Consider the following 24,829-nt stretch of genomic DNA (forward strand, 5'->3'; position numbering starts at 1 on the left):
GGCGACCATGAGCGCGGAGCACGACGCCCTCCGGGTGGCGCTGGGAGGATACGTCCTGGGCACGCTGCCCCCGGCGGAAATGGAACACGTGCGCGCCCACCTCGCGGGATGCGCCGAGTGCCGGGCAGAACACGCCCAGCTGGCGGGGCTGCCCGCACTGCTCGCGACGGTGACCGCAGCAGAAGCCGCAGGTCAGACGGTGCCGGCCGTCGGCGGGGACCTGGCCGATCGACTGGTGGCGCGGGCAGCCGAGAGCGCTCAGGGCTCCCCGCCCGCACGGCCTGCGGTGCCGCAGGCGCCCGAGTCGGGTGTGCTGGAGGGGCTGCTCCAGCGAGCCGCGGCCCGGCGCCGCAGGACCTGGCGTCTGCAACTGGCCGGCGCCGCCGCCTCCCTGATGTTCATCGCAGCAGCGGCCGGCGGCACATGGCTGGCGGTCGTCGGATCCGTGGGCCCTCAGGCGACGCGGCCCGCACCGACCGCACCGGCCGCAACGCGCACCTTCTCCGGAAGCGATCCCGCCACTGGCGTCACCGCCTCGGTGAAGGTCTCACCCTCTGCCTGGGGCAGTGTCCTGCAGGTCTCCGCCAAGGGGGCACCCGCCGGCATCACCTGCCGGCTGCAGGCGGTCGGGCCCGGCGGGGCCCGGGCGGACGCCGCTACCTGGCGGGCGGGCGAGTACCCTCCCGGCACCACGATCCCCGGGGCGGTTGCCATGTCTCCGGCAGCCATCGAGCACTTCGAGATCTACGCGGACAACGGTCAGAAGCTGGTCACGATCCGGGCATGAGGTGCCGGGAGCCGGCCCGACGCCGCGGCGGGCCGGCTTCCGGCGTGTCCGACCGTCCTCAAAGCCGGTGGATCACGTTGGTGAGCACGCACGGGGCGTCCGGCCGATGGTCATCGAGGCGGCCAGTGCTCGTCGCATCGGCCGCAAAGACGCGCCCGTGGTCACCGTCGCCGACCGACCCCACCACGCCGTACGGCTCCGGAATCGGCGAGATCAAGATCGTCCGACAAGGGCGCCCGGCGGATGCCCGCGGTGGCCCCCGCGGCCGAGCCGCAGGACTGCCCCTGGTGCCGACACAGTCCCCTGACGACAGCTGTACAGGCGAAGCAGCTGCAGCACCTCACCGGCCCTGGGGACGTGCGGCACCACAGCGGCAGGATCGCCCGGACAGTTGCTTGCGCCCATCCCTCGGCCCGCCTCTCCCTCTCTTCCAAAGTCCGTGCAGCCCGGAGCGGAGAAGGGGATCCAGGGCATCTGCACGCCGAGGGCCGCCAAGAAGACCACGGACGTGGGGGGAGCCGAACTGCGCCGCCCGGCTCGCCGGGTACGGCATCGAGCTCTGCCAGAGGCGAGTGAGCCCAGCCCTGCCATCGGCATTGACCTGACCCGCAAGAAGTTGAACAAAAGCCGCGCATAACTCGAACCGTTCGGCAGGCGCCGCCCGTGGAATTGAATGAGCGCTCCCATGCAGGATCCGGCATACCGACCACCCCTCGAAATCGTTGGCGGTCTCCCCCGTTCCGGTCTCCGCACATCCACAGAATGGCCAGAAGACCATGTTTGTGACCGATTCCCCCCGCCCGAGCTCGCTGCTCTCCCGGCACTGCAGCCACCAGGCGCTGCTCACCCTGCCTGCGCAGGAGGCGCACGTCTCCGCCGCCCGTCACTTCGCGGCCGATCTGCTGGAGACATGGAGTGTCCCCGCGAGCGAACGGGACTCCGCCGTTCTCATCGTCGACGAACTCGCCGCCAACGCAGCCCAGTACGGCCGCGAGCACATGACCCTGCAGCTCGTCCTCGACCACGGCACTTTGCACATAGTGGTCAGTGACTCCGGAATGGCCGTGGAGCACCCTCGCCCCGACATCGCCCCGGACGAACACGGCCGCGGCACCGGCATCGTCCAGTACCTCGCACAGTCGACCGAGGTCCACCAGACACGCAGCGGCCGCGAAGTCCGCGCCTGCCTGAGGTGCTCGGCATGACCAGCCCCGGCGTTCCGTACGAGCTGCGGCCCCTCGCCAGGCCCGGCACCACAGCACGGCGACCGGCCACCGGGGGCGGCTGCGGCGCCGGATCACCCGACGACCCCACCGAGTGGGCCTTCGCGACCCACAAGCCGTGCCCCATCGACGTCTGCCCGGGCCCGGCGCAGGTGCGCGTGCCCTCCCCGGCGAACCCGTCGGCCCTCAACCACGGCGACCCCGGCCCCGGCCCCGACACGGTGCTCTGCAAACGCTGCGGCGCCGGCCCCGGCGTACCGGTGGAGGTGTGAGCGTGGGGCTCACCCCGAACACCGCCGAGGTCATCGACGCGCCGCCTCCGCACGAGGCGTACGCGAACGCCCCCGACCTGCGCCGCGAGATGCACCGGGTGCTCGCCCTCGGGGCCGAACGCGCCTGGCTGCTGCGCAGGGTCGCTCTCATGGCCCGGATGGCCCTGCACGACCCCGGCCCCGGCCCCGGCCCGGTCGGCGCCGCCGCACAAACCGCCGGACAACGCGTACTGCACGACCGCCGCCATCCCGAGCGGGTGGCGCTCGAGCGGAGGAACGGCGGGCGCCGGCTCGCGTTCGGCTGGTGGTCATGCCTGCGAGCGAACGTCTCGCCGGTGCCCAGGACGCGAACCCGCCCACGCTCCGGGGATGCGACGTCGTCGTGCCCGAGGCCGTCGAGGAGATGCTGGACGCCCAACCGCGGCTGCGCCGCTTGCTGATGTACAAGTTCGGCTTCAGCAAGCACAACGCCGAGGACGTCCTGTCCGGCGTTCGTGAGCGCTGGATGCCTCTGCCGCGGGAACGTTCCACGGCGCCGAAGTCCCCCGCGCAGCTCCCTGTCCACCCTCACCCGCAACGCCGCCGTCGACCAGAGGCCAGGGACCTGCTCGTCTCCCGACTCCCGACTCCCGAACCGGAACCGGAACCGCGAAGCGGTGCCCGCCCGTAGGGGCCGAGGGGAGACGAGAATCTGACCGGCGTGCTCGAAGCAACAGTGCGTGGCCCCTCGACAGCCCCCGCACCAGACTGACCTACGGGCTCAACATCCCAGGAGACGACCGGAGTCGGGCAAGCATCACAGCGCCGGTACGGGGGCGGTGGTCTCACTCGTCCGGACGACACGCCCCGCCGGCTCCGCGCGCGGCGCGCCACGTCACCCGAGCGCGTCCGGGCTTCGTGCTTAAGGTGACGCCCGGAGGTGGAGAATGCGAGTGGGGTTGCACGCGCTCGGTATCGGTGACGGTGCCCGTCCCGAGGTGATCCGTGCGGTGGCCGCAGCCGCGGAGACGCACGGCTTCGCGAGGCTCTGGTGCGGCGAGCACGTGGTACTCGTGGATGAACCGGCCTCCCGCTACCCCTACTCCGTGGACGGCCGGATCGCCGTGCCCGCGGACGCGGACTGGCTGGACCCGCTGCTTGCCCTGGCCTTCGCGGCGGCGGTCACCAGCCGCATCGAGCTCGCCACCGGCGTACTCCTGCTGCCTGAGCACAACCCCGTCCTGGCCGCCAAACAGGCCGCCACACTCGATGTGCTCTGCGCCGGGCGGTTCAGCCTCGGGGTCGGAGTCGGCTGGTCGGCCGAGGAATTCGCAGCGCTCGGGGTCCCCTTCGCCAGGCGCGGGCAGCGCACCGAAGAGTACCTCGCCGCGATGCGCACCCTCTGGGCCGAGGACCCGGCCTCCTTCTCAGGGGAGTTCACCCGCTTCGACGCGATCCGGGTCAACCCGAAGCCGCTGCGCGGCGGCCGGCTCCCGGTCGTGGTCGGCGGCAACAGCGACGCCGCCTTGCGCCGCGCGGTCACGCTCGCCGATGGCTGGTACGGCTTCAACGTCCCGGCGGCCGACGTCCCGGCGCGCATCGCCGTTCTCGCCGACGAGTGCGCCCGCCACGGTCGCGCTTTTGACGAGCTCACAGTCGCCGTCGCGCTGAGCGACGGGACACCGGAGCACCTCCCCGCACTCGGTGCGGCAGGCGTCACCGAACTGGTCGTCGTCGGCGCACCCCCACCCGCTCCGGAGGCGGCGGCCACCTGGGTCGCGGAAATCGCCCGAACCTGGATTGGCCCGGAGCAACAGCCAGGGCCGGCCGGGGCCCCGGCCGATGGGTTCACGCCCGCAAGGCGTCCTCAAAGGAAAGATGACTGACCTGCGCTCCTGAGGTACTCAGAGCAGGTAATTTGCCTGCGCGGACCAGGCGCCGAAGCTCTGCGCGGAAGTCCGCGATCGGACCTACCGCTGGTACGGCCAACTCCCGACCCCTTCGGTGCGGTTCGGCAGATGTCTCCGAAGGGTACGTCTTCACCGCCGTATACGTGGGCGTCGTACTCCCCGCCGTCCGGGTCTCGACGCCGCGGGACACGCTCCTCGCGGTTACACCCGGCCCCGTCTCGTCGCCCGCCAGTGCCGCATCGGGCAACGTTCGCCCTCAAGTCCGCTTGGCCTGGAACCGTGTCAGTCATTTTCCAGAGACCTTCCCGGTTCATGTCGCCGCGCGAACCTGGCACAAGCAGCGCCGTGGGCGCTGCGCAGAAGCTGCACCACCGTGTCCGTTGTCCTCTCACCAGGATTGACGACAGAGACCCAGCCGAGTACCCCGTACACCGGGTGCGGCATCACGCTGTCGACGGCTGCGTAGTCGCGAGGCCGGGTGAGGCTGCGCGACTCCTCCCCCGTGAGCGCCCGGAACGTCGCACGGTCGGCGTGGATGTTCACGCGCCAGCGGCCCGGAGGGTCAAGGTCGGAGGCGGCGTCGTCGGGGTAGTTCTTGATGACGATCGTCCCGTAAGGCTGGACGTTCTGGGGCATCCGACCGTCGGGGGCGTAGTAGAAGAACGCATCCCCCCACGCGAGCTCGGGGAAGTCGCCGCCCGGCCCCGGGACGACCACGAGCGCGCCGGCGAAGCCTCGCACGGTCGCGATGATCTGTTCCATACTCATGGTTCAAGCATCACCTTCAAGTGCTTATGTGGGGTTGGCTGATGGGCGAGCTGGTGAGCGGTTCGCAACGGGTACCGCTCCGAACCACCGACGTCGCCATGGAGTCGGGGTACTCGGTGCAACAGGTTCGCGACCTGGAGCGGCTGGGAGTCATTCCCCCAGCCGCTCGATCGAGCAACGGTTACCGCTCCTACACACCGCTGCACGTCCACGCCCTTCGCGCCTACCGGGGACTCGCAGGTGCTGTTGGCCCTGTCACAGCCCGGCAGATGCTCGCGGAACTGCGGACAGAAACCCTCGCGGAGGCAGCCTCGGCGATCAACACGGTCCATGTTCGACTCGCGCGGGAACGAGAGGAGGCCCTGCACGCTCAACAAGCGTTGCGTGCGATCCAGGCCGAAGCGAACGCACCCGAGTTCGAGCAGGACAGTGACGCGATGACGATCACAGAGCTCGCCGGAGCGCTCAATGTACGTCCCTCCACCCTGCGGTTCTGGGAGCAGGAAGGGCTCGTCACCCCCGAGCGAGTGACGTCACTGCAAGCACGCCGCTACGGTCTTTCAGCCTCCAGAGCGGCCCGAATCGTTGCGGCCCTCCGCAACACCGGTTACGGCATTCCCGCAGTGCGCGAGATCATGGGCTCCCTGCACCGACTCGACGGCCTGGGAGAGACCCAACGCATCCTGCAACAGCGTCTTGACCAGATCGCCACACGGACCGTGGCACTGCTCCGAGCGGGCGCAGACCTGACAGCCGTCGTTACGGCCGCCCGGGAACCGACGGCCACCCAGTCCGTATCAGGCAACGTTTGCCCTGGCGACCTCGGCTCGTAGGCGCCGGTCGTCAGCGTGGCGGTTTCGCCAGATGAGGTAGAGGCGGATCATGCTGCCGTGCTCTTTGCGGCTGGCGTGATCGGTGTTGTCGAGGGTGAAGTGGCGCAGCGCGGTGAACTGGGCCTCGATGCGGTTCAACCATGAGGAGTTGGTCGGGGTGCAGGCGGCGAGCAGGCGCCGGATGTCGTACGGTCGGGTGCAGGTCGCGCGCCGCCGTGGCCTGGGTTCACGGTCGGGATCCTTGCCTTTGCCGCCGCGCTCGGCCCACTGCCGACCCGGACGCGACTGGAGGTTGAGCGGACGGAACTCGTCCAGGCGAAACACCACTTCTGGCTCGTCTTCGTCGGGTACAACCTCGCAGTCAGCGATCGCGCACAGGTGCTCGACCCGCGCCTTCTTGGCCGCGTAGTCCGGAACCCGTGCTCACCCCTACGCATGTCTTCCCAGACGGGGCGGCCCTACGTGTCCGGGACGCGCGCACCGGCTTTCTGCGCCACGAGCACACCTGCTCCGGCGAGGGCGAGGCCCGTTGTCCGCGTACGGTACGTGACCGTCACGGCCGCGCTCTGACGGCCCATCTGCTGGGCGACACGCTGATCCTGCACACCCCCTCGGCACCCGAGTCACGTGTGCGCTTGCCGCTCCCCGTCGGGGCCGGCCTCCTCGTGGCACGCGATACGTCGATGTATGTAGCTGGGGCAGGCGGTTTCCTGTCTCTGACATTGACATCCTCCCCCTCTTAAAAGAGGGGGATTCCAACCCGGGTGGGTTGCGGTTCACGGACACTCGACCGCTGTCTGGGCGGTGTTGTCCCTCCGGCACGGGCTTGGCACCCGGGGCGGCTATCGCCGTCCTGTCCTGCCGCGACGTTGGTTGCTGCATTGGTGTCCGCGTTGCAGGTGAAGCCGCAGGAGGAGCAGACGAACTCGGCTTGGCTCTTGCGCGAGTTCTTGTCGATCCATCCGCAGGCACTGCACCGCAGGCTGGTGTAGGGGGCGGGTACGTCCTCGACCCGACCGGGGGCCTTGTGCTCGGTGCGCCGGCGCAGCAGGCCCCAGCCCTGCGCGAGGATCGCCCGGTTCAGCCCTGCTTTCTGCGCGACCCGCTTGCCCGGCTCCTTGTTGGTCCCCTTCGCCGAGCGTGTCATGTTCTTGATGTTCAGCTTCTCGAACCGCACCAGGTCGTACGACCTGGCCAGCATGGTCGAGGTCTTCTCGCACCAGTCCTTGCGCCGGTCGGCTTCGCGGGCCTTGAGCTCGGCGACCTTCGCGTACTCGGTCGTCTTCTGCGAGCTGTTCTTGGGCGCGCGGGCGCCGCGCCGCTGATGTTTGCGGATCTGTGCCCGCTCACGGGTGGTGAGCTGGGGACAGTTCAGCATCCGGCCGTCCGACAGGGCCGCGGTGATCGTGACGCCCCGGTCGATGCCGATGACCTCGCCGGTGCCCGGCGCCGTGACCGGGGCGGGGATGACGGCGAAGGCGATGTGCCACTGCCCGTTCTTCCAAGTGACCCGGAACGTCTTCGCCTGCGGCAGCCCGGTCCGGGTGAGGCGGAAGCGGACCCAGCCGCAGCCCGGCACCATCACCTGCGCCCATCGCCGGTTCAGCCTCTGGACCACCACCGAGCGGCCCATGACCTGCCTGCCGGTCTTCGCGTTCAGCTTCGGGCCGCCGTCGGTGTCGAACTCCGGGACGCGGTCGGTGCCGATGACGCGAAAGCCCTCGTGCCGGTGCTTCCTGCGCCAGGTCGGCTCGCCGAACCCGGAGGTGAACCTCGCCTGCCTGGCCCTTCCGAAGTCCTTCAACGCCTGCTGCTGCACATCCGCGTTGCCCTCACGCAGCCACTCACTGGCGGTGCGGGCCTCGGTGAGCTGGCGGCACTGCTCGGCGAAACCGGGCGCGGCCTTCCTGCCCCTGTACCAGTACGAATGCTGCTCGACGGCCAGATTCCACACGTACCGGGCGTGCGCGCAGTGCAGCAGCATCTGCTGCTCCTGCTCGCCCGTGGGGTACATCCGAAACCTTGCCATAGGACCAATCTAGCTCAATCATGGTCCCATGAAGCATGTAAACCTGAGACTCCCCGACGACCTGCACGAACAGGCCCGAGCCGCCGCCGAGGCCGACGACCGCTCCCTGAACTCCTGGCTGATCGCCGCCGTGCGACGCGCCGTCACCCCGGGCAAGACGCCGAATCGCCCTGAAGGCGATTCGGCCACCCCTGCCCCGCTCCGCGGGAGCGAGCATTCACCCCGACCCTGAAGGACCGGGCACCCTGCCCGAAAACGAGGTGGATGAGCCGTTTTCATAGGGCGCAATCCGCTGCATGGGGCCCTTTCGTGTGCCCGTGTCTGTAGAGGGGCAGCTGAGCAAGATGTCTGTTCGCCTACTGGTGACCGGAGTCGCGGGCCGCGCTCACGATGAGATCCGTGACCGCCTGGGGGTGTGAGACCAGGGACACGTGCGAGGAGTTGATCTCCACCGTCTTGCGCGCGTGTGCGCGCTTGGCCTCGTACCGCTCAAGGCTTGGGTCGATGGCCCGGTCCTGCCTGCCGACGAGCACGTAGACCGGCTTGTCGCGCCAGGCCGCTGCGGTGAGCTTGTCGGTGAACGCCGACTGCGCGATCGGGCGCTGCGTCGACGCCATGACGGACGTCTGCTGCTGCGGGAGGTCCTGGGCGAAGGTCGCGTGGAACTTGGCGGCCTGGATGTACATGTCCGTGCCCGTGGTGCCGTCGCCGTTGCGGAAGGGCACTTGCTGGAGCGCCTTGGTGAGCGGGGCGGCCGGGAACTTGCCGGAGAGGCTGGCGAACGACTCACCCTTGTCCGGCATGATCGCGTTGACGTACACCAGCGCCTTGACGTTGTCGAGCCCGGCGGCCGCCTGCGAGATCACCTCGCCGCCGTAGGAGTGTCCGACGAGGACGATCGGCCCCTTGATGGTTTTCAGGAGGCTGTTCAGGTACGTCGAGTCCTGGGGTATGCCGCGCAGCGTGTTGGGCGGGGCGATGACCTGGTAGCCGTCCCGCTGCAGGCGCTGCACCACTGCGTTCCAGCTGGACCCGTCGGCGAATGCTCCGTGTACGAGCACCACGGTCGGCTTCTGGCCCCCCGGGGCCCTGCCGAGGTCGTCTGCGGCGTGAGCCGGCACCACGGTCAGGACGGAGAGCACCGCCGCTCCGAGGGCCAGTCCACCCTTGCCTGATTTCAAGATCCCAGAGGCGGTCACGCGCTTCCCCTTCCTCGGCGTACCAGGTGAACTCGGCTTCTTCGGCGACTGAGCACAGTAAGAATCGTGCGGCGCGGAACGCGGAGAGCCGACGGTGGGTACTTGGTGGCGGCCGCGGTCACCGCTGCCGCCGCTTCGGATATCACAATGTTCGCGTGTCTGCGTTTTCCGCGCATCCGGTGCCCTGCTGGGTGATCGGCAGCGGAAGGTACGGCTCCCGATGGCGAGCGCGCCGCTTCGCAGGTCAGGAGGGGTGCACATGGGTGAATTGCAGGTCTTATCGGCCGGTCTTAGCGTGGATTCATGGCTATGGCAACGACGAGTCCGGTGACCGGTGAGGTCCTCAGGAGGTTCGCCGAGCTGACCCTGCAGTCAGGCATGGCCTTCATCAACGGCAACACGGCCAGCTACCCCGAGATCCCCTTCGGGGGCGTCAAACGCAGCGGCTACGGACGCGAGCTGTCCGACCTCGGCATGCGGGAGTTCATGAACGCCAAGACCGTCTGGATCGGCCAGGACGCCTGAACCCCCCGATAGCGGGCGGCAGTCGACACCGCCCGTGCCGCCGGCCTGCGCCTGGGCATCGCGGAAGTCGTACGCGAACGCCTCCACCTCGCGGCCGACGGCGGACTGGGCCGCGCGGATGTCGCCGCGACCTACCGAATGTCCCGCCGGGCCGCATCCTGACCGGGCCGTCCCGTTCGAGAGAGGCGAGGGAGGAACGATGACCCGTGCCGGCATCGCCGCCGCGCGTTCGAGCACGGCGCAACTGGCGGAGATCATTCCCCAGGTGGACGACGAGCAATGGGACCTGCCGTCCGCATGCGACGGCTGGCGCGTGATCGACGTGCTGGCCCACCTCGCGGCCCTCGCCTCCGAGGCGGTGGACCCGCCACCGCCCGACCCCTCACTGCCGAAGAACCGCGAGCGCTACCACGACCTGCGCGTCGACGAACGCCGTGGCTGGAGCCATGCGGAAGTCCTCGACGAGTGGCGGCGCAGCACACCTCGCCAGCTGGACCTCCTGGAAGCGGCCCAGGAGGTACCCGGGGCCGACGAGGCCGTCCAGGTGGCCGGGCTCGGGACGTATCCGCGCCACCTCCTGGCGAACACCATGGCTTTCAACGTCTTCTGTCACCTCCGCAACGACATGCTCGCCCCGGACGGCCCGCTCCCGTTCACCCTGCCGGAACCGACCGACGACCAGGTCGCCCTCGCCGTCGACTTCATGCGCGCCAGCCTCCCCCAGATGCAGGGGCCCGAACTCACCGCCACCGTCCGCAGGCCTCTCGTCCTCGACCTGACCGGGCCGGGCGCCACCACCGTCACCCTCCTCCCCGCGACCGAGCCGGACGGGCAGCTGACCGTGGCACCCGGTGCGGACGCCACCACCCGGGTCCACAGCACGGCACTCGCCTTCATCGCCTGGGCCACCACCCGCAAACCCTGGCGCGACCACTGCCGCATCACGGGGGACACATCCGCCGCGACACCGTTCCTCGACCGCCTCAACATCATTTAGACGATGTCCTGTGCGGTGAGACGAACTCGGGCTGGGTGCCCGTCCGGGCGGCGGGCGTGCAGCGTGCCGGCCCCGATACGCTGCCCGCATGATTCGCGCTGTGACCTCGACCTCGTGATGACGCTCGCACCAGCCCCACGCGCACGGATTCCCTTCATGACACCGGAGTTCGGGTGCCCGTCTTACGGACGGGCCTGCGTGCGGTCCCGCACGATGATCTTGCCGGTGTTCTCGCCGCGCAGCATTCCCAGGAACGCGTCCACGATGTGCTCGAAACCGTCGACCACCGTCTCGTCCAGAGCGAGCCGGCCGCTCTGCAGATGCGGTACCGCGAACTCGTACAACTCCTCCTGCACGGCGCGGTAGTTGCTGACCAGGAAGCCCTCCATGCGGAGGCTCTTCTCCACGATGTCCGCGTAGTTGAAGCGCGGCGACGGCGCGTCGGGGGTGTTGTACTGGCTGATCGTGCCGACGCGGACGATGCGCCCGAACTCGCGCAGCGCTCCCACCGCCGCGGCCAGTTGCTCGCCGCCGACGTTGTCGACGAACACGTCGATGCCGCCCGGCGCGGCCTTGCCGAGCAGGTCGGCGGCGGGCCCGTCGTGGTAGTCGAAGACGGCGTCATAGCCCACCTCCCGTATGAGGTGGCCGGCCTTCGCCGCCGAGCCGGCGCTGCCCACGAGCCGTCCGGCGCCGAGCAGTCCGGCGAACCGCCCGGTCGCCGTGCCGACCCCGCCCGCGGCGGCCGACACGAACAGGTCCTCCCCCTCCTGGAGCCGGGCGATCCGGGTCAGGCCCACATAGGCGGTCAGGCCGGTGCCGCCGAGGGTGCTCAGGTACGCGGTCAGGGGCACCCCGTCGAACCGGGGCAGTCGCCGGATCTCCTCGGGCGTGACCACCGCGTGCGTGCGCCAGCCCTGCCGGTGGAACACGATCTCGCCCTCGGTCAGCCGAGGCGTGCGCGAGGCGATCACCCGCCCGATGGCGCGGCCCTCCAGCGGTGCGCCGAGTGCGAAGCCGCCGGGCACGTCGTCCATCATCTCGCGGTGGTAGGGGTCGACGGACCAGTAGAGGTTCTCCACGAGCGCGCTGCCGGCCGCGGGGTCGGGAAGCGTGGATTCGACGCAGGCGAAGTGCTCGGCGGTGGGAAAGCCGTGGGGGCGGGCGGTCTGGTGCACGGTGAGCGCGGTCTCGTTCATGCCCGGACCGTAAGGCGGGAATGCGCCGCCCGGGCAGCCGGTTGGGCTCATGCGACACACCGTTCCATGAGCAGTTCTCATACGTTGAGGTGAGCGCCCCGTGGCCCGCACGACCGACTCCGATCTCGCCCCGCAGGAACTGCGCGTCCTGGTGGCGGTCGCGGACACGGGCGGTTTCTCGGCCGCGGCCGGCGTACTCGGTCTGACCCAGTCCGCGGTCTCCCACTCGGTTCGCGGCAGCGAGCGCAGAATCGGTGCCGTCCTCTTCGAACGCGGCCGCACCGGCGCCCGCCCCACCCCCGCCGGAGACAAGGCCGTCGCGCACGCCCGCCGCATCCTGCGCCTGCTGGACGTCCTGACCGCCGAGGCGCGCGGCGCGGCCCGGTCCGATGCCGCGGAGGGGCCGCTGCGGATCGCGGCTTTCCGCAGCGCGGCTCTCCATTTGCTGCCGGCCGTCCTGCAGCGGCTGCGCGCCCGACACCCCGGGATCGAGCCGCGGGTGCGGATCGTACGCGAGGTGGGGCGCGGCACAGCGGGCGAAGTGGCCGACGGGAAAGCCGACATAGCCATCGCCACACTGGGCGGCTCCGTGCTGCTTCCACCAGGTCTGGTCGCGAACGGACTCCTTGAAGAGCCGTATGCCCTGGTGCACGCGACGGGTCACGCCGCCCCGCGCTCGCTGCCGCTGGTCGACTGGGCCGAGAACTGCGGCTCGTACACCCGCGACTGGTGGGCTGCGCAGGACTGGATCCCGAAGGCAACCGTCGAGGCCGAGGACGACGGAGCGGTGCTCTCCTTGGTGAGCGCAGGTCACGGAATGGCGATCATGCCGGCGCTCTCCTTGGTCGGAGCACCGGACTCGGTCGGGATCACTGATCTCGGCCCCGAGCGCCCGACACGCCAGGTCGGCTATGTCACCACGTCCGAACTGGCCGGATCCGCTGTCGTGCGCGCCTTGGTGAGGGAACTGCGGGCGACGCTCCCGCAGGATGTCAGCCTTCTCAGCCGCGAGGCTTGACCAGGTCGATTCGGCGAGTTGCCTGACGTGGGCAGCCGTGGTGTGCCACGGCCGTCTTGTGAGCCGCCTCGCTCGGGTTCTTCCACGCACGGAAGCGGTCCGCGACCTGTACGGCATCCGGCGCGCCGGCCCGGACGCCCGGCCGCCACTCCTTCTCCGCCTTCAGCAACCGGGCGTTCTCCGCCCGCAACCGGGCCAGCTCCCCAGCCGGACTCCCGCCGGCCTCGCGGCGCTCGGGCAGTGCCTGGAACTCGTTCTCCTTGCGGCCCCACGTCCGCAGCGGCTCGGCGGTGATGCCGAGGTCCGCCGCCACCGCCGCGTATGTGCGCGCGCTTGCCGCCCGCGGCGCGACAGAGCGCGACCGCGTCCTTCCTGAACTCCTCCGGATACGAAGACCTGCGTCCCACCTGGACATCCCTCCCCGGACATCCCTCCCTGGACCATCAGGATCCATCGTCAGGGTGCCCACTCCAAAGGATCAGTCTCAGCCGTCACAAGGGAGGTGACTTGCCGGTCAACTAGTTGCCGGGAATCACCGCTCTGGACGACCTCCGCCATGTCCGACACCACAAGGAGAACTGAGATGACCACCACCGCCACCCCCCTCGCACCGCAGGACGACCAGCTGGCCGCCGACTTCTACCTCTACGAGGCTCTGCTGTCGGACGAGGAGCGCAAGATACTGCTCAAGGCCCGCACCTTCCTGCGCGAAGAGGTCAAGCCGCTGGTCAACGAGTACTGGAGCAAGGGCGAGTTCCCCAAGGAGCTGATCGAGAAATTCCGCGGCAGCGGGCTGGCCGCCCTGTCCTACGAGGGCTACGGCGAGCACCTGCCGGCCATCAGCCACCTGCTCGACGGCATGCTCGCCATGGAGATGAGCCGCGTCGACGCCTCGTGCGCCACCTTCTTCGGCGTCCACAACGGGCTCGGCTTCTACTCCATCTACTACGGCGGCGACCAAGAGCAGCGCGACCGGTGGCTGCCCGCCATGGCCTCGATGGAGAAGATCGGCGCCTTCGCCCTGACCGAGCCGCTCGGCGGCTCCGACGTCTCCGGCGGCATGCGCACCACCGCCAGGCGCGAGGGCGACACCTGGGTCCTCAACGGCGCCAAGAAGTGGATCGGCAACGCCACCTTCGCCGACTACGTCGTGGTGTGGGCGCGGGACGTCGACGACAACCAGGTCAAGGGCTTCGTCGTGGAGAAGGGCGCTCCCGGCTTCGAGCCGGTGAAGATCGAGGGCAAGATCGCGCTGCGGATCGTGGAGAACGCCGAGATCACCCTGACCGACGTACGCGTGGCGGAGGCGAATCGCCTCCAGAAGATCAACTCCTTCCGGGACGTCGCGGAGATCCTGCGCTTCACCCGCAGCGGAGTCGCCTGGCAGGCCCTGGGCGTCATGATCGGCGCCTATGAACTCGCGCTCGACTACGCCAAGGAGCGCCGGCAGTTCGGCCGTCCGATCGCGGGGTTCCAGATGGTGCAGGACCTGTTGGTGAAGAGCCTGGGCAACATCACCGCCTCCTGGGGCATGCTGGTACAGCTCGCCCGGCTGCAGGACCAGGGCATCTTCCGCGACGAGCACTCGTCGCTGGCCAAGGCGTTCGTCACCTCCCGTATGCGGGAGGTCGTCGCCTTCAGCCGCGAGATCTTCGGTGGCAACGGCATCCTCCTCGACTACGACGTCGCCCGGTTCTTCGCCGACGCGGAAGCCCTCTACTCCTACGAGGGCACCCGCGAGATGCAGACCCTCATCGTCGGCAAGTCCATCACCGGCCACAGCGCCTTCGTGTAAGCCGTCCGGCAGCCTCCGGGGAAGCGTGTGCCGCTCGCGCGATGACAGCACGGACGGCACATGCCCTGCCGCGACATGGCGCCGGTGCCGCGCTCGGCATCGCGCTCACGCTGGGACCGGATCCGCTCGGCTTCAGCTCGATCCGCGAGGCGGCTGTTTGACAAACAACTCAAGCGGCTGCTTGAGTTCATGCTGTGATACAGGCGAAAAAGACGGACCTGCGCCGAGAGGCTGGTCAGCGCACGCGGGACGGCCTGCAGACGGCCGCCCTGGAGTTGCTCGCGCAACGAGGCCAGGAGGGCGTGACACTCCGCGAGATCACAGACCGCGCCGGAGCCAACGTCGCCGCGGTGAGTTACCACTTCGGATCACTGAAGGCGCTGTGCGACTCGGCGATCGAGCACGCGCTGGAACGGTATCTGGACGCGCAGATCCAGGCACTCGATCCCCTTGACTCCACTTCGACACTCCAGGAGGTGGCGGCAGCCTTCGCCCGGCCGATGGTGCGCGCACTGGCGGCCGGCGGACAAGACCTGGCCGTGATGCGGACCGTGGCGCGCGTCGGCATCGAGCCGCCCCAGGGGTGGGAGCGGCTGGCCGGCAAGTTCGACCGGAGTCGCCGGGAGGCTCTCCGGGTGCTGACAGCGAACCTTCCCGGAATCGACGAGCAGGAACTGATCTTCCGTACGCGATGCGCGGCCGGCCTGCTGAACTGGCTCGCGCTGGCACCCATCGGCGCCGAGCTGGCCACCCTGTCAGCCGAGCAGATCGAGCGGCGACTGGTCCCCGTGGTGGCTGGGGCGTTCCGCGGGGACACCGCAGCCGGCCACTGACCCCGGGGGCTCTGTACCGGGGAAGTCGTCTCGTCCCTGCCGAGGAGCGCTTCAGCAGCGGTCCTGCTGAGGATCTGACCGCTCTGGAGCACCAGTTCCCCACCGCCAGCACAACTGCACATGATCAGGAAGAGCGCGCCGCAGCGCGTACCGCCCGGCGTCTGCGCACCCTCAATGCCGCCTTGTCCGCCCTGCTCGTCCTCCCCCTCACCGCCGCCCTGGTCGCCTGGCAGCAGAGCCGGGCCGGCGAACAGCAGCGACAGGCTGCCGATTCCGCCTGGAAGGTCGCCCTGCCCCGGCAGTTCGCCGCGCAGTCCAACGCCCTCATCGGCACCGACTCCGATCTCGCCGTGCTCCTGGCCGTGCCCTTGCGTCATCGTCTCGTCGGCCACCGCGGTTCCGTGCTCTCGGTGGCGTTCCGGTCCGACGGCCGCATGGTGAGTGCCGCCGACGACGGCACGGTACGTCTGCGGGACCCCCGTACCGGCCGGCTCCGTGAGACCTTCCCGGACAGCGCCTACGGTGCGACGGTGCTCACCCCGGACGGCCGCACCCTCGCCACCAGCAGCCTCGGCCGCGGGGTGGAACTGTGGGACACGGCCTAATGCGGGAAGCTGCGGGGTGGGCGAGTGACTGTGGATTCGCGGAACTCGGCAATCCGCGAGTGGACTTGGCGCATCAGGTGGGTGTCCTCGATCCGGTCCAGGTAGAGGCAGCGGGCTGCCAGGCCCGGGAGGTCGAAGGCGAAGTACAGGGACATCAGCGGGTTCACGAACAACTCGCTGCCCCGGGTGCGGTCAGTGAACCGGACATCGCCGAACGAGCCGCGCACGGCTGCCGCGATTGAACCGTTCACGATGCTGGGGTGCTCCGGGGTGTGGTGCTGAGCGTGCGTCACCGCGTCAAGGTAGAGGGCGCCCTCACGAGTGGCGCGCGGTATCGAGAACGCGCCGAGGTACGCGCCGTCGCGCTCCAGTGCGGCGATGTTCTCCAATACCTGCACGTGGTTCACGCCGTGGTACGCGTCTACGCCGAAGCCGACCGACACGACGAGCCGGGTCGGTATGCCCTCCAGCGCGGCCAGCGCCGCCACGCTCGTCAGGTCCTCCTCCGGAGTGCCGAGCCCGGCTTCATCACCGCGCATCAGAATGTCCGTACCGCCGTCGACCAGCACCACAGCGTCGACGCTGTGCAGCTCGATCAGTGCTTCGTAGGCGGCGCGCAGCGGGCGCACCCCGGTCTGGGGGAAGGCGTACACGGTGGACGGGTAGCCGTGTTGGCGCAGCCACTGAGCGAGGGTCCGCTCCGGGAAGTAGATCTGGTGCAAAGCGGAGTCGGGAGTGACGGCGGCCAGGTCGGGGGCGACCCAGTCATCGATCGGGAGACCGTCGAGTGCGCTGAAGGAGAGGTTCGCGAGATATACCTGCTTGCCTTGATGCAGGAGGGAGAGAGCCAACGGCAGGCCGGAGTAGATGTCGAAGCCGCCACCCGCGCCCGCGACGAGGATCCGTTCGGCATCGGCGAGCCGGGTGAAGAGTGGGTTGGAGTGGAGGGACGTCATGACGATCATTGTCCGGGGACCCGGCCCCGGGCGCTCCCGAGTTCTCGACGCGACGACGGAGCCACGGAGCCACCGGAATCAAGACCTCCGACCCTCGACCGCCCGGAGTCAACCTGTTGCGGTGAGGGCCCTGGCCGGCGCCCGCTCACGAGACGTCTGTGGCAGTTCGCATAAATGTTGTCGCCTGGACACCTCGCGCCCCGTCAGCCCGGGAGGACGGCCAAGTGGCCTCTCGGACGGGGCTGTTGCGGAGGTGGCTGTGCGGGTCCCGCATCAGCGGCGCGAGCACGGCCTGACCTGGGAGGCGTTCGCCCCGCCGCACGCGATCCCGCAGGAATCTCGTCACCTCCTTGACCGGCGACGAACTGGGGCGCGCACGCCTCCGTTTCGGCACCGGGGTCACCACGGCCGCACCGGGTTCGGTGCAGGGTCTGCACCTCATCGTCTCGGACATCCTGGCGGCCCACGCCGAACTGACCGACCGCGGCGTCCCGATGGGCGAGATCTTCCACGACGCGGGCGGGGTGTTCCACCGCGGCACGGAAGAGGGGCGGGTCGGCGGCCCGCACCCGCAGCGCACCAGCTACGGCTCGTTCGCCGCCTTCAGCGACCCGGACGGCAACGGGTGGGTGCTGCGGGAGGTGACGACCCGGCTTCCTGGCCGGTGAGGAGGAGTCGTAGCCCTGTGCTTCCTTGCGTTCGTGCCAGTCCCACTGGATACGGCGGCAGGGCCGGTGCGCTGGCCGACGGGCAGCTGCGGTGGGCTGGGTCGGACGGCGTTGTTCAGCCACAGTGGACGTTGTAGATGGGGGTGTCGTAGCGACGCATGGGGGCCGGCTTCCTGCCGGCCACCGCGGCTTCGTAGATGCGCTTCAGATCGCCGTCGAAGTACGACGAGTACGACGTGTCCGCGGAATGCCCGCCGGTCATCCAGCCGCCGGTCACACCGACGACCTGCGGGTTCTCGCTGCCCGCGGTGATGAACGGGCCGCCGGAGGTACCGGACACGTAGCCGTCACAGTCGAGTTCCCTGCCGTCCGACCGGGGCTCGGTCTTCAGGATCGCGAAGTCCAGATCGGTGAAGTCCTTGTCACCACCCCTGCGCATGTAGCGCGGGTCCGCATAGATCTGCCCCTTTGCGATGGGAAAAATTCCGTGCGGCTGGGGCTTGTTCTTGCTGTGCTGCGGAACGAACACCATGTTTTGCTGCCGATCGGCACTATCGAAGCAGTGCGCTGCGGTCAACACCAGGTTCTTCCCCGGCGACGGCACTACCGTGCCGGCGCAGAAGCGGTAATACAGTTCGCCGTCGGCATTCCGGTCGGCCCAGTAGAAGGTACCGACTTCCTTGATGCCCTCGAACGGATGCGCCGGGGAACGGAGCAGTCCCTTGCGGACGGATTCCGGTATTTGCGCTTCCCTTGCCTGCTGTTCCTCGACCGGCTGGGCTTTCGCCATGCGTTCCGGGGTCCAGAACTTCTCCAACTCACCTGCCGGGGCGCTGCTTTCATCGACGCTCGGCGTAGCCGTGGGCGTGGGCGCCGGTCCGGTGGGTGAGGGGGCGGCACTCTGAGTCGTCGGTGGTGACGGGCTCGGAGACAGGGAGTTCGTGACATCCGGAGACGGATTCTCGGTTTCCCAGGGTCTTTCGGATTGGCCGGTCGACGGTGTACCGGCCCCCGGAACGCCGGATTCCGGGGACGGTCTCCCGAGCTCCGAGCCGGCACTTGCTTCCGTGGGCGTGGGATCAGCCCACGCCGGCGCTTGGACAACAAGCGTGGACACAGCCACGGCTATGGAAAGAAGGCCATTCTTCAACCACAATTTTTCCCCCACTGAAGATGCGATCCGCGGACCGTGGTCAGGCGGCCCGCAGTGGCAGATCATGGACCATACATGGCCTTCGATCCAAGGCGTGAGGGAAATAAAACAAGTTCGGTCACCGGGGCAACCACCGGACGACAAGCCCCCTCTAACCAGGCGCGCCGGAGTCGAATGGAGACCAGACAGTGAATCAGCGATCGGGACACCATCACCCTCATCGCCTAGGCGTGCTCTTGGCCTCCCTCACTCTGACCTGCCTGACCGCGGCGGCTTGCGGCACCACGAACCCGCCCACCGGGCACTCGGAGTCCTCGTCCTCGCCCGCCGAACACAGCACAGCCGCGCCCGACTTCAAGGTGGCCTACGCCGCGGGGTACAAAGCGGGCAAGGACATCTACGACGCGGGCGGCAAGGGTGCCGCTGTGCGTGAGGTCGTCGGAGGAGGATGCGCCCACCGGGCCCTGGAAGCCGACGATGCCGGCGATATGGACCGCGGGGCGTGGGTGCAGGGCTGCCATGACGGTGTCAGCAACAGCCCGAAGCGGCCCCCGGCGCACGCCGTCTCCAGGCGGGAGGCGAACGGTCGGCTCCTCGCCGACTTCAAGGCATGGGCCCGCGACGGTGGCGAGGCGAATGCGGCCCGCCACGTCACCAAGGTTTCCACCGTCGACCTCGTGGATCCCGACTACGACGTCGAGTTGCGGACCGACTCGAACAAGGCGGGCGCGGAAGCGCTGGCCGCCGCCTTCGCGGACTGGTGGGACGGGGACGACGGCGATGGAGCGGCAAGGAACCTCATAGTCCTCGACGCCCATGACCAACGACTCGCCGTCAAGCGACTCTGACGCATGCGTCTTGTGCCGATAGGACAGTTCTGCGCCGATAGAACAGGTGGATCGGGTTGGGCCTGCCGGATCGATCAAACTCCTTTCCGTCGTCTCGCGGGCCGGGCCGTCGGAGTGGCGCGTTCCGTCGAGCGGCAACCGCTACGGGCAACTGCGCGCAATCCCCAAGGCCGGCGCTTCACTCACAGTGAGCACTACAGCGGAAGCGTCACGCCGCGTTCCTGCTGGGCGCGTGGCGGGACCGGCGTGGGAGCGGGGATGCTTGGAGCGGGCAGGTGCCCGGTGCGCTCGAGTTCCTGGGCCGGGACAGTTCCCGCAACGGGTGGAAGCCGGTCGACCGCGGACGCCGTCTCCGCTCCGGACAGACGCGGAACCTCCTGCCACGCGCCCCAGCTCAAGCAACCGCGCCACCAGCACCGGCACCCATCCCTGACACGCCGTCACTGTCATGACTCCACTGACACCACTGACACCAAACCGAGAGATCGCACGCGGCCCTCCCCACCGCACCGCCGCGCCACTACCCCGCGGTGAATCCGCCGTCGACGGTGAGGGTGGCGCCGTGAACCCGGGACGCCTCGTCGCTCGCGTTCTGCCTGCGCTCGCCGCGGACGAAGGGCCGTCGGCCGGGACGGCCCGCGCGTGGGCGGCGGACCTGGGTCTGCATCCCGTCGATCCGCACGGAGACGTCCTCGGCCGCGGCATGTCTGTCCCCACACTCACCGGCCAAGATCGATCGCGGGTCGGCCCATTAGGGTCGGAGGCATGACGACACCTCTTGCCGGCAGTGCCTTCGACTCGCTCCGCCTCGACGCCGTGCCCGACCAGGAGGCGTTGCGCCGGGTCTACGAACTCCCCGGCGCCGCGGCCGTGCGCAAGCAGATGACCGAACTCACCGAGCAGACCCGGCGGTTGATCGGCTGCTCATCGCTGGTCCTGGTCGCCAGCGCGGATGCCGAGGGCAACTGTGACGTCTCCCCGCGCGGCGGCCCCGCCGGGTTCGTCGCCGTCCTGGACACACGGACGGTGGCGATACCGGACGCGACCGGCAACAAGCGTCTGGACACCCTGCAGAACGTCATCGCCACCGGACGGGCCGGGCTGCTGTTCGTCATTCCGGGGCGCACCACGACGCTCAGGGTGAACGGCCGGGCCTGCGTCTCCACCCGCCCGGAGCTGCTGTCGCAGCTGACCGCCGTGGGCAAGCCGCCGGCCAGTGCGCTGGTGCTGGGGATCGAGGAGGTCTACCCGCACTGCCCCAAGTCGCTGCTGCGCAGCGGGGCCTGGAAGCCGGAGGAGTGGCTGCCGGCGGACGCCCAGCCGGCCTCGGCCGAGGTGACCCTGGCCCAACTGCGGATGCCGGAGCTGACGATCGCCGACATCGAGCAGGCGGAGGCGGACTCGCTGAAGTACCGGTACGAGTAACGGGCCGACCTGCGATTGCTGAACCACCAGCCGGCCGAACCTCAAGGCCGGCACGCCCCAAGATCAATCGCGGGGCAGCCCGTTGGGCGTCCTGCATCGCGCTGGGCTGGTCACCCGGGCCCGACACGGACACACAGTCTTGTACCTGCGCAGTTGGCTGAGCACTTCTCGTCCGCCTCAGAACGGGTGGCGGACGTAACCGTCCTGATGTGCGCGGCTTCCTGGCCGGGTGGCTCTCACACGAGTGACGCTGAGAAGCACTCAGCCATTGTTGGAGACCATTTCCGACCAGAATTCCCAGATCCCCGCAACTCCACGGCCCGTGGCCCGCAGAGTCTTCATCGGAGTCCGGGCCGTGTCCATCGCGAACTCCCGCCCTCCCTTGCCGCCCAGAACGCCGGCGAGGACCCCGACAACGCACGCGAACACGATGCAGGCGACGGCAAGCAGGAAGCCGCTCGCGGCGAGCAAGCACGTCATGAAGAGGCACAGAAGCCCACCGATGACCGCAATCAGAAATCGAACAAGTAGTTCCACGAGTCCCCCTGGGTGCATCGAAACGCAGGCACTCTAGCGACGGATTACCCGTCTTGTCCGAAACTCACACGAATAGTGACGTCTCAAAACAGATACGGGAACGACCTGATACCAGCCTCCTGACCAGAGCATCAATTACTGCAGGAACAGAGGTTGACTGAGCTCCCCTTGGTCGCGCGCGGTCAACCGGCGCACGGCGAGGAGTGACCAGCCCCGACATGCACCGGACGCGACCTCGGCCGTATCGAGGACACGGAGCACGTGTGCGATCTGCTGCTGCACCAGTTCTGGTTGGGTGGCCTGACCGGCATGGATCAGGGGCGGGTGGTTGAGGCTTTTCGTCTTGAGTCGGGGCACCTCGCGCGTTCCTGCTGACGCGCGTGGTCGAGGTCGCCGTGCACGGTCTGGACCTGGCCGACGCTCTGGGGCGCGAGCCGGTCACCAGGGAGGAAGCCTTGGACGTCAGCCGCCCCGACATCCGATGGCTCACGCTGGGTTGAGAACGTCGCCACCGCCGACTTTCGCGGTGTGGTGGCGCGTCGATGGTCCAAGTCCACATTCCGAAGGACGCGACAGACAGCGGGCCGGACGGCCGGCAGGGCCCAAAGGCGTACATCCCCGGACTGACACGCCGCCCGGAAATCCGCCGGAGGCTCGATGCCACCCGTCGGTTCACCCTGAAGGGTGGCAGCCATGGGTGAACCCAGAGCACTGACGAAGCATCAAAGATATTCTCTGTCAGGCCGGTTGGCGGCCGTCGCGGCCGCCCTCTGTCTCACCTCGGCCACCGTGGCCCTGCTGCCCGCGCCCTCGTCCGCCGCGACGGGGCCGGGCGGCGAGACGGTGGCCGCGGGCGGGCACACGGCCCGAATCAGCCGGACCGAGTACGGCATCCCGCACATCCTGGCCCGTGACTTCGACGGGCTCGGATACGGCTACGGCTACGCGTTCGCGCAGGACAACGTGTGCGAACTCGCCGACCAGGTGGTGACATTACGGGGCGAGCGGTCCCGGTTCTTCGGGCCCGACGGGGAGTCCGGCGAGGGCTCCAACCTCGCGAGCGACACGTACTACAAGGGGCAACGGCGCGCGGGCACCGTCCAGCGGCTGCTCGACCGTAAGGCACCGCTGGGACCGACGGCGGAGCTGCGCCGGATGGTCGAGGGGTACGCCGCCGGGTACAACCGCTATCTGCGGGACACGGACGTCGGCAAGCTGCCGGACCCGCGCTGCAAGGGCAAGCCCTGGGTGCGGCCGATCACCCCGCTCGACCTGTGGAGCGTCGTGTACGACGTCAACAAGGTGACCGCGGAGGTGCCGCTGGCGCCGGACATCGGCGACGCGAAGCCCCCGACGGCGGACGCGGGCGGCACGGAGGCCCCCAACACCCCGGACAGCAAGGGCGAGGCGCCCTCCGAGACCTCCGGCGCGACGGCCGCGACGCCCATCGCCCCGGGCGCCCCGGACGCGCAGGGCCTCGCCACGGCCGACGTCGGCAGCAACGGCTGGGCGCTCGGCCGGGACGCCACCCGCACCGGCAACGCGATGGTCCTCACCAACCCGCACCTTCCCTGGACCGTCGGCAACTTCCGCTTCTACCAGGTGCAGTTGACGATCCCCGGCACCCTGGACGTGTCCGGCGCCGGCCTGTACGGCACTCCCCTGGTCGAGATCGGCCACAACCAGAACCTCGCCTGGACGCACACCGCGAGCGACGCCCAGCACGCCTCCTTCTACGCCCTGAAACTCGTGCCCGGCGACCCGACCAGCTACGTGGTCGACGGGAAGGCCGAGCGGATGAAACGCCGCACGGTCCCGGTCAGCGTCCGCGATGAGAACGGCAAGCTGTCGACCGTCGACCGCACCCTGTACACCTCACGCTTCGGCCCGGTCCTCTCCTCCGCCTGGACCACGAAGACCGCCTACGCCATCCGCGACGCCAACGCCGACAACCTGCGCTCCATGAACGCCTGGCTGGCCATGGGCAAGGCCCACAACCTCGCCCAGCTGCGCACCGCCCAGAACACCTACCAGGGCATCCCCTGGACCTACACCCTCGCGGCCGACACCAGCGGCGGCACGTACTTCACCGACTCCTCGGCCGTCCCGCACCTCACCGACGCACAGCTGGGACGCTGCACCCTTCCGGCCGGCGAGGAGACGCCCGCCGCCCTGGACGGTTCGACGTCGTCCTGCGCCTGGGGCAGCGACCCCGACGCGCTCGTGCCGGGCGTCTACGGCCCCTCCCACCAGCCGAAGCTGAGCCGCACCGACTACGTCGCCAACTCCAACAACGGGCCCCAGTACACCAACCCCGAGGCGCCCCTCACCGGCCTCCCCGGCGTGTACGACATCGATCCCCGTCTCGACCAGCGGCCCCAGCTCGGACTCCGCATGATCGCCCAACGCCGGGACGGCACGGACGGACTCGGCGCCCCGGGCTTCACCGAGGACACCCTGCGCGCGTCGATGCTCGGCAACCGTGTCCTGTCGGCCGAGACGGGCCGCGACGACGTGGTCGACATGTGCCGCGCCCACCCGAGCCTGACGGCCGCGGACGGCAAGGAGGTCGACGTACGGCAGGCCTGCACGACCCTCGCCCGCTGGGACACCCGCGCCGACGCCACCAGCCGGGGCGCCGCGCTCTGGATCACCTTCTACGCCCACCTCCTGGGCGAAGGCCCGCCCGACACCTGGCACCGCGTCCCCTACGACCCCGCCCAGCCCCTCACCACGCCGCGCGGCATCAACGGCGACGACATGCGCGTCCAGCGCGCCCTGGCCTCCGCCGTCCAGGACTTCGCCGCCCGTGACCTCCCGGTCGACACCGAACTCGGCGCCGTACAGAAGTGGGCGGGCATCCCGCTGCCCGGCTGCGACGTGGGCTGCTTCGACGTCGTGGAGGCAGGCCCCGACTCGGGCACCGGCACCCCGCCCGCCGGCGCCTTCGGCACCAGCTTCCTGATGGCCGTCGAACTGACCGCCGACGGTCCCCGCGCCCACACCCTCCTCACCTACGGCGAGTCGGCCAACCCGGCCTCACCCCACTATGCGGACCAGACCCGCCTCTTCTCCCGCAAGCAGTGGGTCACCGAACGCTTCACACAAGCGGAGATCGCCGGCGACCCGGCCCTGAAGGTGACGACCTTGCACAGCTGACCCAGCGACGTGAAGCGGGCCGGTTCGGGTGCGGTGACCACCAGCACCCGAACCGGCCCGAGCGCAAGCGTTCGCGAACCCAACTCCCGCCGGGCCTGCTGGTGTCGGCCT

General features: G+C 69.4%; 25 protein-coding genes and 3 pseudogenes. 17 read left to right on the top strand and 11 right to left on the bottom strand.

Annotated elements, in window-relative coordinates; all coding sequences use genetic code 11:
- Positions 1-7 precede the first annotated feature (7 nt).
- The 5 genes from OG568_RS00600 (at position 8) to OG568_RS00620 (ending at position 4,147) form a co-directional block, all read left to right on the top strand.
- Positions 8-787, top strand: a complete 780-nt coding sequence (locus OG568_RS00600) for an anti-sigma factor (RefSeq protein ID WP_329529795.1) — start codon at positions 8-10, stop codon at positions 785-787.
- Positions 788-1,563: 776 nt separating this feature from the next.
- The gene (locus tag OG568_RS00605) at positions 1,564-1,992 is read left to right on the top strand and encodes an ATP-binding protein (RefSeq protein ID WP_329529796.1); all 429 of its coding nucleotides are present in this window, start codon (positions 1,564-1,566) and stop codon (positions 1,990-1,992) included.
- The gene (locus tag OG568_RS00610) at positions 1,989-2,282 is read left to right on the top strand and encodes a hypothetical protein (protein ID WP_329529797.1); all 294 of its coding nucleotides are present in this window, start codon (positions 1,989-1,991) and stop codon (positions 2,280-2,282) included. The genes OG568_RS00605 and OG568_RS00610 overlap by 4 nt, the downstream gene beginning before the upstream one ends.
- Before the next feature lie 2 nt (positions 2,283-2,284).
- Positions 2,285-2,722: a hypothetical protein gene (locus OG568_RS00615; protein ID WP_329529798.1), complete on the top strand. Its 438-nt coding sequence runs from the start codon at positions 2,285-2,287 to the stop codon at positions 2,720-2,722.
- Between the two features lie 486 nt (positions 2,723-3,208).
- Positions 3,209-4,147: an LLM class F420-dependent oxidoreductase gene (locus tag OG568_RS00620; RefSeq protein ID WP_329529799.1), complete on the top strand. Its 939-nt coding sequence runs from the start codon at positions 3,209-3,211 to the stop codon at positions 4,145-4,147.
- A gap of 306 nt (positions 4,148-4,453) precedes the next feature.
- Here the strand turns inward: OG568_RS00620 and OG568_RS00625 are convergent, their stop codons facing one another.
- A complete protein-coding gene (locus tag OG568_RS00625; protein WP_329536224.1) occupies positions 4,454-4,933 on the bottom strand; it encodes a DUF6194 family protein in 480 nt (159 codons plus the stop codon).
- A gap of 47 nt (positions 4,934-4,980) precedes the next feature.
- Between OG568_RS00625 and OG568_RS00630 the strand changes: the two genes are divergently transcribed.
- Entirely contained in the window at positions 4,981-5,772 is a 792-nt protein-coding gene (locus OG568_RS00630) for a MerR family transcriptional regulator (RefSeq protein WP_329529800.1), read from the top strand.
- On the opposite strand, the pseudogene OG568_RS00635 reads toward OG568_RS00630, so the two are convergent.
- From OG568_RS00635 to OG568_RS00645, 3 genes and pseudogenes are all read right to left on the bottom strand, one after another.
- Positions 5,737-6,192 (bottom strand): annotated as a pseudogene (locus OG568_RS00635) (IS630 family transposase); the annotation flags it as partial. The gene OG568_RS00630 and the pseudogene OG568_RS00635 overlap by 36 nt on opposite strands.
- 38 nt (positions 6,193-6,230) lie before the next feature.
- Positions 6,231-6,377 (bottom strand): hypothetical protein, encoded by a 147-nt coding sequence (locus OG568_RS00640; RefSeq protein WP_266658162.1) that lies wholly within the window; start codon positions 6,375-6,377, stop codon positions 6,231-6,233.
- A 134-nt stretch (positions 6,378-6,511) separates the two neighbouring features.
- Complete coding sequence (locus OG568_RS00645; protein WP_329529801.1) at positions 6,512-7,801, bottom strand: RNA-guided endonuclease InsQ/TnpB family protein; 1,290 nt, start codon at positions 7,799-7,801, stop codon at positions 6,512-6,514.
- 28 nt (positions 7,802-7,829) lie between these two features.
- Here OG568_RS00645 and OG568_RS00650 point away from each other — a divergent pair, with 28 nt between their 5' ends.
- On the top strand, positions 7,830-8,033 hold the full coding sequence (locus tag OG568_RS00650; protein ID WP_266658166.1) for a YlcI/YnfO family protein: 204 nt from the start codon (positions 7,830-7,832) through the stop codon (positions 8,031-8,033).
- Positions 8,034-8,157: 124 nt separating this feature from the next.
- Here the strand turns inward: OG568_RS00650 and OG568_RS00655 are convergent, their stop codons facing one another.
- Positions 8,158-9,000, bottom strand: a complete 843-nt coding sequence (locus OG568_RS00655) for an alpha/beta fold hydrolase (protein ID WP_329529802.1) — start codon at positions 8,998-9,000, stop codon at positions 8,158-8,160.
- 345 nt (positions 9,001-9,345) lie between these two features.
- Here OG568_RS00655 and OG568_RS00660 point away from each other — a divergent pair.
- A pseudogene (locus OG568_RS00660) lies at positions 9,346-9,525 on the top strand (aldehyde dehydrogenase family protein); the annotation flags it as partial.
- A gap of 199 nt (positions 9,526-9,724) precedes the next feature.
- A complete protein-coding gene (locus OG568_RS00665; protein WP_329529803.1) occupies positions 9,725-10,522 on the top strand; it encodes a maleylpyruvate isomerase family mycothiol-dependent enzyme in 798 nt (265 codons plus the stop codon).
- Between the two features lie 182 nt (positions 10,523-10,704).
- Here OG568_RS00665 and OG568_RS00670 read toward each other — a convergent pair whose 3' ends face one another.
- Positions 10,705-11,721: an NADP-dependent oxidoreductase gene (locus OG568_RS00670; RefSeq protein WP_329529804.1), complete on the bottom strand. Its 1,017-nt coding sequence runs from the start codon at positions 11,719-11,721 to the stop codon at positions 10,705-10,707.
- A gap of 100 nt (positions 11,722-11,821) precedes the next feature.
- On the opposite strand from OG568_RS00670, the gene OG568_RS00675 reads away from it, so the two are divergent.
- Complete coding sequence (locus OG568_RS00675; protein WP_329529805.1) at positions 11,822-12,739, top strand: LysR family transcriptional regulator; 918 nt, start codon at positions 11,822-11,824, stop codon at positions 12,737-12,739.
- A gap of 118 nt (positions 12,740-12,857) precedes the next feature.
- Here the strand turns inward: OG568_RS00675 and OG568_RS00680 are convergent.
- Positions 12,858-13,146: pseudogene (locus OG568_RS00680) on the bottom strand (transposase); the annotation flags it as partial.
- A gap of 176 nt (positions 13,147-13,322) precedes the next feature.
- Between OG568_RS00680 and OG568_RS00685 the strand changes: the two are divergent.
- The 3 genes from OG568_RS00685 (at position 13,323) to OG568_RS00695 (ending at position 15,972) form a co-directional block, all read left to right on the top strand.
- A complete protein-coding gene (locus OG568_RS00685; RefSeq protein WP_329529806.1) occupies positions 13,323-14,534 on the top strand; it encodes an acyl-CoA dehydrogenase family protein in 1,212 nt (403 codons plus the stop codon).
- A gap of 194 nt (positions 14,535-14,728) precedes the next feature.
- The gene (locus tag OG568_RS00690) at positions 14,729-15,367 is read left to right on the top strand and encodes a TetR/AcrR family transcriptional regulator (protein WP_329529807.1); all 639 of its coding nucleotides are present in this window, start codon (positions 14,729-14,731) and stop codon (positions 15,365-15,367) included.
- 182 nt (positions 15,368-15,549) lie between these two features.
- Complete coding sequence (locus tag OG568_RS00695; RefSeq protein ID WP_329529808.1) at positions 15,550-15,972, top strand: WD40 repeat domain-containing protein; 423 nt, start codon at positions 15,550-15,552, stop codon at positions 15,970-15,972.
- Here OG568_RS00695 and OG568_RS00700 read toward each other — a convergent pair.
- Positions 15,969-16,928 carry a DUF1152 domain-containing protein gene (locus tag OG568_RS00700; protein WP_329529809.1) on the bottom strand — a complete coding sequence of 320 codons (960 nt, stop codon included), beginning with the start codon at positions 16,926-16,928 and terminating at the stop codon, positions 15,969-15,971. The two genes, OG568_RS00695 and OG568_RS00700, sit on opposite strands and share 4 nt — an antisense overlap.
- A gap of 350 nt (positions 16,929-17,278) precedes the next feature.
- Between OG568_RS00700 and OG568_RS00705 the strand changes: the two genes are divergently transcribed.
- Complete coding sequence (locus OG568_RS00705; RefSeq protein ID WP_329529810.1) at positions 17,279-17,596, top strand: hypothetical protein; 318 nt, start codon at positions 17,279-17,281, stop codon at positions 17,594-17,596.
- Between the two features lie 115 nt (positions 17,597-17,711).
- Here the strand turns inward: OG568_RS00705 and OG568_RS00710 are convergent, their stop codons facing one another.
- Positions 17,712-18,413 (bottom strand): trypsin-like serine peptidase, encoded by a 702-nt coding sequence (locus OG568_RS00710; RefSeq protein WP_329529811.1) that lies wholly within the window; start codon positions 18,411-18,413, stop codon positions 17,712-17,714.
- 566 nt (positions 18,414-18,979) lie between these two features.
- Here OG568_RS00710 and OG568_RS00715 point away from each other — a divergent pair.
- On the top strand, positions 18,980-19,597 hold the full coding sequence (locus OG568_RS00715) for a hypothetical protein (RefSeq protein ID WP_329529812.1): 618 nt from the start codon (positions 18,980-18,982) through the stop codon (positions 19,595-19,597).
- A 520-nt stretch (positions 19,598-20,117) separates the two neighbouring features.
- Here the strand turns inward: OG568_RS00715 and OG568_RS00720 are convergent.
- Positions 20,118-20,279 carry a hypothetical protein gene (locus OG568_RS00720; protein WP_329529813.1) on the bottom strand — a complete coding sequence of 54 codons (162 nt, stop codon included), beginning with the start codon at positions 20,277-20,279 and terminating at the stop codon, positions 20,118-20,120.
- 83 nt (positions 20,280-20,362) lie between these two features.
- Here OG568_RS00720 and OG568_RS00725 point away from each other — a divergent pair, with 83 nt between their 5' ends.
- The gene (locus OG568_RS00725; protein ID WP_266594434.1) at positions 20,363-21,022 is read left to right on the top strand and encodes an MSMEG_1061 family FMN-dependent PPOX-type flavoprotein; all 660 of its coding nucleotides are present in this window, start codon (positions 20,363-20,365) and stop codon (positions 21,020-21,022) included.
- Between the two features lie 261 nt (positions 21,023-21,283).
- On the opposite strand, the gene OG568_RS00730 is transcribed toward OG568_RS00725, so the two are convergent.
- Complete coding sequence (locus OG568_RS00730; protein WP_266438586.1) at positions 21,284-21,559, bottom strand: hypothetical protein; 276 nt, start codon at positions 21,557-21,559, stop codon at positions 21,284-21,286.
- Positions 21,560-22,252: 693 nt separating this feature from the next.
- On the opposite strand from OG568_RS00730, the gene OG568_RS00735 reads away from it, so the two are divergent.
- On the top strand, positions 22,253-24,718 hold the full coding sequence (locus OG568_RS00735) for a penicillin acylase family protein (protein ID WP_329529814.1): 2,466 nt from the start codon (positions 22,253-22,255) through the stop codon (positions 24,716-24,718).
- The last annotated feature ends 111 nt before the right edge of the window (positions 24,719-24,829 follow it).

It is taken from the genome of Streptomyces sp. NBC_01450, assembly GCF_036227505.1.
Classification (GTDB): Bacteria; Actinomycetota; Actinomycetes; order Streptomycetales; family Streptomycetaceae; genus Streptomyces.

Excerpts from the sequence above, each read along its gene's own strand:
- OG568_RS00600 (WP_329529795.1), top strand. The coding sequence starts at position 8 with ATGAGCGCGGAGCACGACGCCCTCCGGGTGGCGCTGGGAGGATACGTC.
- OG568_RS00605 (WP_329529796.1), top strand. The coding sequence starts at position 1,564 with ATGTTTGTGACCGATTCCCCCCGCCCGAGCTCGCTGCTCTCCCGGCAC.
- OG568_RS00610 (WP_329529797.1), top strand. The coding sequence starts at position 1,989 with ATGACCAGCCCCGGCGTTCCGTACGAGCTGCGGCCCCTCGCCAGGCCC.
- OG568_RS00620 (WP_329529799.1), top strand. The coding sequence starts at position 3,209 with ATGCGAGTGGGGTTGCACGCGCTCGGTATCGGTGACGGTGCCCGTCCC.
- OG568_RS00625 (WP_329536224.1), bottom strand. The coding sequence starts at position 4,933 with ATGGAACAGATCATCGCGACCGTGCGAGGCTTCGCCGGCGCGCTCGTG.
- OG568_RS00630 (WP_329529800.1), top strand. The coding sequence starts at position 4,981 with ATGGGCGAGCTGGTGAGCGGTTCGCAACGGGTACCGCTCCGAACCACC.
- OG568_RS00645 (WP_329529801.1), bottom strand. The coding sequence starts at position 7,801 with ATGGCAAGGTTTCGGATGTACCCCACGGGCGAGCAGGAGCAGCAGATG.
- OG568_RS00650 (WP_266658166.1), top strand. The coding sequence starts at position 7,830 with ATGAAGCATGTAAACCTGAGACTCCCCGACGACCTGCACGAACAGGCC.
- OG568_RS00665 (WP_329529803.1), top strand. The coding sequence starts at position 9,725 with ATGACCCGTGCCGGCATCGCCGCCGCGCGTTCGAGCACGGCGCAACTG.
- OG568_RS00670 (WP_329529804.1), bottom strand. The coding sequence starts at position 11,721 with ATGAACGAGACCGCGCTCACCGTGCACCAGACCGCCCGCCCCCACGGC.
- OG568_RS00685 (WP_329529806.1), top strand. The coding sequence starts at position 13,323 with ATGACCACCACCGCCACCCCCCTCGCACCGCAGGACGACCAGCTGGCC.
- OG568_RS00700 (WP_329529809.1), bottom strand. The coding sequence starts at position 16,928 with ATGACGTCCCTCCACTCCAACCCACTCTTCACCCGGCTCGCCGATGCC.
- OG568_RS00725 (WP_266594434.1), top strand. The coding sequence starts at position 20,363 with ATGACGACACCTCTTGCCGGCAGTGCCTTCGACTCGCTCCGCCTCGAC.
- OG568_RS00735 (WP_329529814.1), top strand. The coding sequence starts at position 22,253 with ATGGGTGAACCCAGAGCACTGACGAAGCATCAAAGATATTCTCTGTCA.